Source organism: Candidatus Magnetominusculus xianensis (genome assembly GCA_001541255.1).
Lineage (GTDB): Bacteria > Nitrospirota > Thermodesulfovibrionia > Thermodesulfovibrionales > Magnetobacteriaceae > Magnetominusculus > Magnetominusculus xianensis.
Genome location: LNQR01000029.1, coordinates 19,072 through 29,034 on the forward strand (window position 1 = coordinate 19,072; position 9,963 = coordinate 29,034).

Consider the following 9,963-nt stretch of genomic DNA (forward strand, 5'->3'; position numbering starts at 1 on the left):
ATAAAATCTTAAAGGAGGTAAGTCTATGAGTAAGAAGTATGATACACCATTGTTGGACGAGCTGGAGAAGGGTCCGTTTCCTAGCTTTGTAAAAGAGATTAAGCTTGCGGCAAAACACTCAGACATGTCAGGCGACCTGCTCGGCCATACGGAGTTATGTTTTAAGGAGAGAGTGACTCACTGGAAGCACGGCGGTATCGTCGGTGTAAGGGGATACGGCGGTGGAGTTATTGGAAGGTATTCAGATATACCGGACAAATTTCCCGGTGTAGCACATTTCCACACAGTCAGAGTAAACAGCCCATCGGGGTTTTATTACACATCATCAGCGCTTAAAGAAATGTGTGATTTATGGGACAAGTATGGAAGCGGTCTGACCAATATGCACGGCTCAACTGGTGACATGGTATTTTTAGGGGCAAGGACTGAGAACTTAGAGCCGTTTTTCGCAGAAGTATCATCGAGGGGATGGGACCTCGGCGGTTCTGGTTCGGCAATGAGAACGCCAAGCGGTTGTCTTGGAATGTCCAGATGTGAATGGGCAAACATAGACGCTATGGCAATAACCAATGATATAACCCAGCACTACCAGGACGAGATGCACAGACCGGCGTTCCCGTATAAATTCAAATTTAAGGTAGCCGGCTGCCCGGTTGACTGTATTGCCTCCATAGCCAGGGCTGATATGTCCATAATCGGCACATGGAAGGGCGACATCAGAATTAATCAGGACGAAGTGGCAAACTACGCCAAAACGATGGACATAAAGGCCGAAATAATCGACATGTGCCCGACCGGTTGTATGCAGTTTGACGGCAAGACGATGAAGATAGACAATTCCAACTGTAACAGATGTATGCACTGCATAGCAAAGATGACCAAGGCCTTAAGGCCTGGCACAGAAAAAGGCGCAACGTTACTGTTAGGCAGCAAGGCCCCTATCGTAACCGGCGCATTGATGTCATGGGTAATAGTGCCGTTTATCAAGATGGAACCACCATATGATGAGTTCTACGATCTGGTTGACAAGATTTGGGAATGGTGGGATGAAAATGGTAAGAACCGCGAGAGAATCGGCGAACTGATGGAAAGATTGACGTTTACCAGATTCTTAAAAGATGTTGGTCTGGACCCACATCCTGCAATGGTAAAGGAACCGCGCAGAGACCCATTCTTCTTCTGGGCTGAAGAGGACATCGAAAGATAATTTTTTTAAGATAAAACAGAAACATTACTAAACGAAGGAGGAATTCATAATGTCAGATTTACCACAGAGACAGACCGATATAGGTCCACCGCATTATAGTAAGTTTTTACCCCCAGTTATTGCCAAGAATTATGGCAAATGGCTCTATCACGAAGTGATGAACGCAGGGGTGATGGTTCATGTAGCAGAATCAGGGGATAAAGTCTTTACAGTAAGGGCAGCAACCCCCAGACTATTGTCTACCGATACAATAAGGGAGTATTGTGCAATCGCAGAGAAACACTGCGGCGGACACTTACGCTTTACAACAAGGCACAACGTCGAGTTTATGGTTGACGATGAAAGCAAGGTTGCCCCTCTGGTAGCAGAGCTGAAGTCGAAAAACTACATGATAGGCGGGATTGGCCCGAGAATCAGCAATATTGTTCACACACAGGGCTGGATTCACTGTCACTCAGCGGCAACAGACGCCTCTGGTCTGGTCAAGGCGATAATGGACGATGTAAGCGAATACTTTACAGAAAAAGAGCTGCAAAACAAGGTAAGAATCGCAGTAGCATGCTGCGTTAATATGTGTGGAGCGGTTCACTGCTCAGACATAGCCCTTGTTGGTGTTCACAAGACCCCGCCAAGAATAGACGACAGTAATGTGAAGAACTTCTGCGAGGTTCCATCTACTATCGCGTCATGTCCGACAAGCGCAATAAGCCCTGACCCGGCAAAAAAGAGCGTTAAGATAAAGCTTGAAAAGTGCATGTACTGCGGTAACTGTTACTCGGTATGTCCTGCGATGCCTATATCAGACGCTAAGAACGACGGTATTGCAATCGTGGTTGGCGGCAAGGTATCAAACCTTAGAAAAGACCCGACATTCTCGAAACTCGTAGTGCCCTGGATTCCCAACAACCCACCGAGATGGCCGGAAGTTACCGACGCTGTAAAGAAGATACTCAACGCCTATATCGCTGGCGCGAAGAAGCATGAAAGAGTCGGTGAGTGGATTGATAGAATCGGCTGGGAAGGTTTCTTCAGAGAGACCGGATTTGAGTTCAAGATTCAGCACATAGACGACTTTACGTTTGCCCGTGAGACATTCAGAATGTCAGCGGCATTTAAGTGGACGTAGAAATATTGTGAGATGGGGGAGATATAACATCTCCCCTATTTTTACTTTTGCCAGACAAATCTTGGCCTAACAAATCTTGATAGGGGTGCAAAATGGAAAAAGAAGAAGTAAAAAAGATAATATACGAGTTAGTCGAGGCATCAACCGGCAAAAAGAAACTGAAGCAGTCAGACATCTTAAAGAAAGTCTCTGCCGACCAAGGCATAGAGAAAGACGAAGTGAAGGCTGCCCTTAGAGACCTGGTTGACGCCGGAACGTTGATATTTACCTATTTTGGTGGAAGCTTTATAGAAATTCCTCCTAAATAAGGCAGCCCAAAAAGTACCAGAGCGTAGGGGCGAATGTCTTTTCGCCCCATCACGTTTAAGTGTCCATCACGTTTGAGCGTCCATCCCCCACACAGGAACTATGTAAGTATGATCTTAAATAAGCCCAGAGTGGTAATCGCGGGTCTCAGAGGAGGCTCAGGCAAGACAACCCTTTCGTTAGGTCTCCTAAGGCTGTGGAACAACAAAGGCCGCCGCATCATACCATTCAAAAAAGGGCCGGACTACATAGATGCTGCGTGGCTCTCGGCAGCGGCAAAGACACAGTGCTATAACCTTGATTCTTATATAATTCCTGAGCAGATGCTGCTTAACTCCCTGGTCAATCATTCAAAAGACTCTGGCGGTGTACTAATAGAGGGAAACAGGGGTTTGTTTGACGGTGTTGACGCTAAGGGCACGTTTAGCACTGCTGCCTTAGCGGGGCTGTGTGCGTCGCCCGTAGTGCTGATTGTGGATTGTGTCAAGACGGCTGCTACGGTGGGGGTTATTGTAAAAGGCATAGTGGAGTTCTCTAAGGAACTTATGATAAAGGGTGTTGTGCTGAATTATATCTCAAATGAGAGGCACGAAAAGGTCATCAGAGAGGCTGTAGAGTCTTACGCCGGTGTCCCTGTCGTTGGCGTGCTTAAAAGAAGCGATACCCCTTTCCAGCAGGAGCGGCATATGGGCCTGATGAGCCGCGATGAGACCAGTGAGATAGAAACTGTGCTTGAGCGTATGGCAGCGGCCGTTGGCGCTTCGGTAGACGAGGAGAAAATCTGGCAAATCGCTGCAGCGGCCCCGCCCCTAGACTATGCCGTGTCTGAGCCTGCTGCCTCGTCATCTGATGAATCAGGCGCTGCCGTTAGAATCGGGGTTATAAAGGACAGCGCGTTTCAATTTTATTACCCTGAGAACATCGAGGCGTTGAAGGCACTTGGGGCAGAGATTGTAGAGATCAGCGCCCTTGTCACAGATATGCCAGACGACCTTGACGCCCTCTATATCGGCGGCGGCTTTCCAGAGACACATGCGTTGAGCCTGTCTGAAAATAAACATTTTACAGGGAAATTAAAGGAGTTAATAGAGTGCGACCTGCCGGTATATGCCGAGTGCGGGGGGCTGATGTACCTGGGCCGGGGCATTGTCTGCAATGAGCGCTATTATTCGATGACAGGTGTGTTTCCGATAGACTTTGTTATGCACGAAAAACCGCAGGCACATGGTTACACCATTGTGGAGGCGGTAGAGGAAAACCCTTATTTCCCCAAAAATGTTATACTCAGGGGGCATGAATTTCACTACTCAAAGGCAGTAAACCTTGATATGGAAAGGCTGAACTTTATGTTTAAGATGAAACGCGGCAAGGGGATTGTGGACGGCAGAGACGGTTTATCATATAAACGGGTGTTTGCCACGTACACGCATGTACACGCATTGGGGTGTACTCAGTGGGCGCCGGGGCTTGTTCGGGCTGCCGCCGCTTATAAAAACAGCCGGTGAGGTGGATATGGCAGAAGAATTTTTAAAAAAGCTGAAGAAATCTGAATTCAACCTAAGACAGGTAAAAAAGCAGACAGCGGACAGGCTTCAGGCGATGGCCTATGACGAGATAATTGAGAACATTAAAAAGGACAAAAGACACCTCAGCGCCCTGCTTTCAATATCATATGACAAGACCTCAGAGATCGCATGGCGGGCAATCCACCTTACTGGCAGGGCAATCGCCCAAATAGCAGTCGATGACTTCGCCGAGGCAAGGGGACAGATACAGCGCCTCATCTGGAACGCAACCGATGAATCCGGCACTATACCCTGGACAGTCCCTGAGATAATGGGAGAGGCGATAAGAGAAAATCCAAAACCTTTTGAGGACATAATACCGATTATCATAGGGTATTCGCACTCAGAGACTGAAGACAATATATTCCTTGCCGGTGTCCTGTACGCACTTGGGCGGATTGGTGAGGTACACCCGCAGTATATCAGCGATTATGTAGGGGTTTTAGTAAGGGAAGGGCTTACTCACAGAGACCCTGAGGTTGTGGCCAATGCCGTAATCGCGGCAAAACGGCTGAAGATGACTGACCTTGACCTTGCGCCTCTCCTGCAAAGAACAGAAAAGGTACAGGTTTATTACGACGATAAGCTAATGACAATAACCCTAAAACAGTTGGTGGAAAATGGATAGATTATTAATTACAGGGGGCAGGCAGCTCTCTGGGGCGGTAGAGATAAGCGGGGCAAAAAACGCCGCCCTGCCGCTGATGGCATCAACGATACTGTGTAAAGGAGAGACACTCCTCAGAAATATCCCAAACCTCAAAGACATCAAGACCATGTCCGAGGTGTTGGCAAACATGGGCGCAGCAATCACCGTCGAAGGCAGTTGTCTGAGGATAAACACAGACACCCTGCTCAACAAAGAGGCCCCGTATGAGTTGGTAAAGACGATGAGGGCATCTGTCCTGACACTTGGGCCGATGGTAGCGCGCTTTGGCTGTGCAAAGGTTTCTCTGCCCGGGGGCTGCGCTATTGGGGCACGCCCAATCAATCTACACTTAATGGGGCTTGAGAAGATGGGGGCAAAGATAACCCTCTCAAAGGGCTACGTAGTGGCAAAGGCAAAGAGGCTCAAAGGCGCCACAATCTTCTGCGACATCTCCACAGTGACCGGCACGGAAAATCTGATGATGGCAGCAGCGCTGGCAAAGGGCAGGACAATCATAGAAAATGCCGCCAGAGAACCAGAAGTCGAAGACCTTGCCAATGCGCTCAATAAAATGGGGGCAAAGATTGCGGGCATCGGCAGTTCAGTCATAGAAATAGAAGGCGTTGACGAGCTGCACCCGGTTGACTATGCAATCATCCCCGATAGAATTGAAACCGGTACATTTATATCAATAGCCGGCATAACCGGCAGTAATCTATTAATAAAAAACTGCCGCTACGACCACATCCTTGCAATAGTGGAAAAACTAAGGGAAACCGGCATAACCATAACCCAGGAGGAAGACGGACTTCGGGTAATCGGCCCGCCGCCGGGGACACTCCGCCCTGCCGATGTAAAAACAATGCCCTTCCCGGGGTTTCCAACCGATATGCAGGCACAGTTTATCGCCCTGACATCATTGGCCGCCGGTACAAGTATTGTGAAAGAGACCATCTTTGAAAACAGATACATGCACGTAGCCGAACTGCGGCGCATGGGGGCAAATATAGAAATAGAGGACAACATAGCCACAGTGCGCGGCGTGGAGAAACTCATTGGAGCGCCCGTAATGGCCACAGACCTGCGGGCAAGCGCGTCGTTGGTTGTTGCAGCCCTTGCCGCCGAGGGTGAGACTGTGATAGACAGGATATACCACCTGGACAGGGGATATGAAAAAATCGAAGATAAAATCTCTAATCTTGGCGGCAATATCACGCGTGTTAAGGGTGGCAGGGCCTAGTTATCATGAATGCCTGAATGAAATCGGCGTCTGAGCAGGTTTTGATGAATGCGCCAGTTAAACGAAGATATGCCGTTGTTGCAGTGGCAGTAGTCTTTACGGCGCTGTCGGGTTTCAGCGCATTCTCAACCAATGAGATAGCAAGACGCTCATCTGAGGAAACCCTCAGATCAACGGCCTTTTTTTTAGGAATTACCCTTGATCAGGCCCTCCACCGCACAGGGATTGATGAGGGGTTGATTGCAGAGATTATGAAAAATCAACCATGGGAATCTATAGCCTATGTTGCCCTCATCGACCACGACAGGAAAATCGTATTACACTCAAACCCCAGACTGATAGGGCAAACCTGGCCTCAGAGCGAAGGTATCACCCCCGGCACTGCCTATGTAACCCTAAAGACCGGCGAGCTGGTCTATGTGATGAACATGCCGGTACAGATACATGGCTCAACACCAATGGCGATGTCCATAGCACTGCACACATATCCGGCAATGGAGGCCGTCAGAGGCGCACAGCTTCATCTGATTGTCCTGCTTGTCGTAAATGGCGCGATGTGGGGGTTGGTCTTTGCGTTTTTATATTACATGAAAAAGATGGACAGAATGCAGCTCAGGGCGCAGGAAAAGGAGCGCTTTACTGCCCTGGGTGAGATGGCCGCCGTCCTTGCCCATGAGATAAGGACCCCGCTTAGTGCGATTAAGGGATTTGCCCAGTACATTCGGCAAGGGCACAAGGAAACAGACAGCACAGCCGAGGGCCTTGATGTCATCATAAAAGAATCGCTGCGCCTTGAGGGGCTTACAAATGACCTGCTGGTTTATGCCAGAGCGCCTGAGTTGAAAACCCGTCAACTGTTTCTTGGGCAACTGATAGATGAGGCCGCTGCTGCCGCCAACATTTCTGACGGGATTATTCTTGAAAAGCATATTTCCCTGATAAATGATGGGATAAACACGGACGAAGAAAAATTAAAACAAGTCCTGATAAATATAATATCCAACGCCGCAGACTCCGAAACTGATAAAATATATATAACCGTAGAGGGAGATAAAAAGATGCTCACCCTTACCATAACAGACACGGGCAAGGGAATGGACGCCGCAGTGTTACAGGAAGTCTGGAAGCCGTTCTTTACGACAAAGGCCAGAGGCACGGGGCTTGGGCTTCCGATTGCCGCCAATCTGGTCTCAGCCCTGGGCGGGGCAATCTCAATAGAAAGCAGGATAGACCAGGGGACATCTGTAACTATAAAGCTGCCTTTATATAAAAGCAGTATAGCTCCGGCATGAAAAAAGATAACTATAGAGTCCTGATAGCCGATGACGAGAACTCCATCCGCCTGCTTCTTATGAGGATTTTGGAGGCTGAAGGCTATACAATAAAGACAGCGTCAAACGGCAAAGAGGCCCTGTCGATATGTGAAACCTACCGGCCCCATCTTATTTTACTAGATATGAAAATGCCTCAGATGGACGGCCTGACATTTATAGAGGAGTTCAGGCGGAGTGAGTTTACATCTCACGAGACGGACATCATCGTGCTGACGGCATATGGCACTGTAGAGACAGCAGTAAGGGCTATGAAACTGGGGGCGATGGATTTCATATCAAAGCCCCTGCAAGACCCCGATGTGCTTAGGTTTGCCGCGGCAAAGGCATATGACAGGAGGCGCCTGCTTATTGAGAACGAGGCGTTAAAAGCTGAACAGCTCAAAGGGCTTCCCCCGCTTGAGATAATCTTCGGCGGGATGGAGAATGTCTTAGACGAGGTAGCGGCAGTCAGCGCAGCTAACTCAACAGTGCTTCTGACCGGGGAGACCGGCACGGGCAAGACCCTGATTGCACGGGTTGTCCATGCCCTAAGCAAACGCAGCGGGCCGTTTATCGAGATAAACTGTGCAGCTATTCCAGAAAATCTGATGGAGAGCGAACTCTTTGGCTACGAAAAGGGGGCGTTTACGGGGGCTGCCGCGTTGAAGCGCGGGAAGTTTGAGCTGGCCTCAGGGGGCAGTATCTTACTTGACGAGGTATCAGAGATGTCCCCGGCCATGCAGTCGAAGTTTCTGAAGGTTCTTGAGGGCGGCGCGGTTGAAAGGCTGGGCAGCACAATTACTCAGATTACGCAAAAGACAGATGCGCGTGTTATTTGCGCTACGAACAGGGACCTGCAAAAAGAGTCCGCCGCTGGAAGGTTCAGGAATGATCTTTTTTTCAGGTTAAACGTATTTCCAATAAATATCCCCCCGCTGAGGACGAGAACTGCTCACATGGCACGGTTGTGCCGCTATCTGAGTGCCTCGATATCAAAAAGAATAGGAAAAGAGGTCAGAGAGATTTCAGACCCTGTAATTGAAAGGCTGAGAGCCTATGACTGGCCCGGCAACGTCAGAGAACTGCAAAACATTCTTGAGCGCTCAATAATAATGTCAAAAGACGGCACTATTGACCCGTCAAAGGTAATTCAGGTATTGCCACCTGAGGCCCCCGTAGACAAAGACACATTGAACCTGAGTGAAATTGAACGCCGCACCATTGAAGATGCACTAAAGCGGGCAGGTGGCAGCAGAAAGGACGCAGCAGCAGCGCTGGGCATATCACTGAGAAATCTTCAGTACAAGATAAAGGAGTATGGTCTGAGTTAGCCTGTGCAAAATTTGCACGCAACCATGCAAAATCAGCATCTTATTAATCGTACTGTTTCCTAAGCCCCTGATTATTAACAATTTTACCTCTGGCACGGCAATTGCAATATCACATGTATAAACAACATTAAAAGGAGGTGAAAGACAATGAAGACGCTGATTATGGTAATATTAACCCTAACACTTTTGGCAGGCGCTGCGTATGCAGTGGACTACAGCACATACACAACAGACGATCTGCTCGCATTAAGGGGTACGATGTGGAATGCAACGGTTGAGCAGAGAAATGCGTTGCACAGTGAACTTGTCAAGAGGGTTGAGCAGATGACGCCGGAGCAGAGACAGACGTTTGCAAACAGACCGGCAATGGCAGGCAGACCGGCATTTGCTGGCAGAGGTATGGGTAGAGGCATGGGTATGGGCAGAGGCATGGGGTATGGCTGCCCGTATAGGACAAACCAATAATCCGAACAAGGCACGTTACGCGGCAAGACTGCCAAGCCGTGTAATGTGCCTTAGGCTGTGGAGCGATGTCTATGGTGATTACTATCATATTTGTACTACTGTTAATCCCAAATGTCTATGCGGATGATGGCAGCGGATATGACATAAACACCGAGGTAACGCTTCAGGGGGTAGTAACAGAGGCCGGTGAGGCGGCGATGGGGCCGTATGTTTTTACTATGGTTGCGGCAGACAAGACTTATAAGGTGATGACCGGCCCGTGGTGGTATATCAACCAAATCGGATTTACTGCAAAGACCGGGATGACAGTGGAAGTTACAGGTTCAAAATATTATGACAGAAAGGGGGGATTATCAGTAGCCGCTTATTCTATTACCACCGGCGGCATGAAAACCTACCGGTTCAGGGATGGAAATTCACAAAGACCCCTGTGGCATGGACGCGGCATGAGGCGCTGATATGAAATAGTGGGTAATGGCAAACCTCTTCACACTATCTCCAATCTTAAAAGGTCTTTCAGCATGTCAAGGGCTATATTCAGAATTTCACTCATGACATTTACTGCCAGTCATACCAACTTGAGGCGAAGCTCACACCCAACAAGCGCAGCAGCGCGTTGTAACTGATGTTCCTGACGAAAAGCCAATAAAAAGCATACAGAAAGGGGAGTTATACTAAAATGCAATCATATGCGTAAATTTGTCATTCCTGCGGAAGCAGGAATCCAGTCTTTCATATAACGCTGTAAGGACTGGATTCCC

General features: G+C 48.6%; 10 protein-coding genes. All 10 read left to right on the top strand.

What is annotated here, in order from left to right; all coding sequences use genetic code 11:
* Positions 1-25: 25 nt before the first annotated feature.
* The 10 genes from dsrA (at position 26) to ASN18_RS03905 (ending at position 9,660) form a co-directional block, all read left to right on the top strand.
* Positions 26-1,207, top strand: a complete 1,182-nt coding sequence (gene dsrA / locus ASN18_RS03860; protein WP_085051294.1) for a dissimilatory-type sulfite reductase subunit alpha — start codon at positions 26-28, stop codon at positions 1,205-1,207.
* 49 nt (positions 1,208-1,256) lie between these two features.
* Positions 1,257-2,333 (top strand): dissimilatory-type sulfite reductase subunit beta, encoded by a 1,077-nt coding sequence (dsrB, locus tag ASN18_RS03865; RefSeq protein WP_085051295.1) that lies wholly within the window; start codon positions 1,257-1,259, stop codon positions 2,331-2,333.
* Positions 2,334-2,425: 92 nt separating this feature from the next.
* Positions 2,426-2,641, top strand: coding sequence for a hypothetical protein (locus ASN18_RS03870; protein ID WP_085051296.1), 216 nt, complete (start codon positions 2,426-2,428; stop codon positions 2,639-2,641).
* A gap of 108 nt (positions 2,642-2,749) precedes the next feature.
* On the top strand, positions 2,750-4,144 hold the full coding sequence (locus tag ASN18_RS03875) for a cobyrinic acid a,c-diamide synthase CobB (protein ID WP_236861491.1): 1,395 nt from the start codon (positions 2,750-2,752) through the stop codon (positions 4,142-4,144).
* Positions 4,145-4,151: 7 nt separating this feature from the next.
* Positions 4,152-4,832, top strand: coding sequence for a DVU0298 family protein (locus ASN18_RS03880; protein WP_157072817.1), 681 nt, complete (start codon positions 4,152-4,154; stop codon positions 4,830-4,832).
* Complete coding sequence (gene murA / locus ASN18_RS03885) at positions 4,825-6,093, top strand: UDP-N-acetylglucosamine 1-carboxyvinyltransferase (RefSeq protein WP_085051299.1); 1,269 nt, start codon at positions 4,825-4,827, stop codon at positions 6,091-6,093. The genes ASN18_RS03880 and murA overlap by 8 nt, the downstream gene beginning before the upstream one ends.
* A gap of 44 nt (positions 6,094-6,137) precedes the next feature.
* On the top strand, positions 6,138-7,385 hold the full coding sequence (locus ASN18_RS03890) for a sensor histidine kinase (RefSeq protein ID WP_236861492.1): 1,248 nt from the start codon (positions 6,138-6,140) through the stop codon (positions 7,383-7,385).
* A complete protein-coding gene (locus tag ASN18_RS03895; RefSeq protein ID WP_085051301.1) occupies positions 7,382-8,737 on the top strand; it encodes a sigma-54-dependent transcriptional regulator in 1,356 nt (451 codons plus the stop codon). The genes ASN18_RS03890 and ASN18_RS03895 overlap by 4 nt, the downstream gene beginning before the upstream one ends.
* 147 nt (positions 8,738-8,884) lie before the next feature.
* Complete coding sequence (locus ASN18_RS03900; protein WP_085051302.1) at positions 8,885-9,202, top strand: hypothetical protein; 318 nt, start codon at positions 8,885-8,887, stop codon at positions 9,200-9,202.
* Positions 9,203-9,273: 71 nt separating this feature from the next.
* The gene (locus tag ASN18_RS03905) at positions 9,274-9,660 is read left to right on the top strand and encodes a MamS/MamX family magnetosome protein (protein ID WP_085051303.1); all 387 of its coding nucleotides are present in this window, start codon (positions 9,274-9,276) and stop codon (positions 9,658-9,660) included.
* Positions 9,661-9,963: the final 303 nt, after the last annotated feature.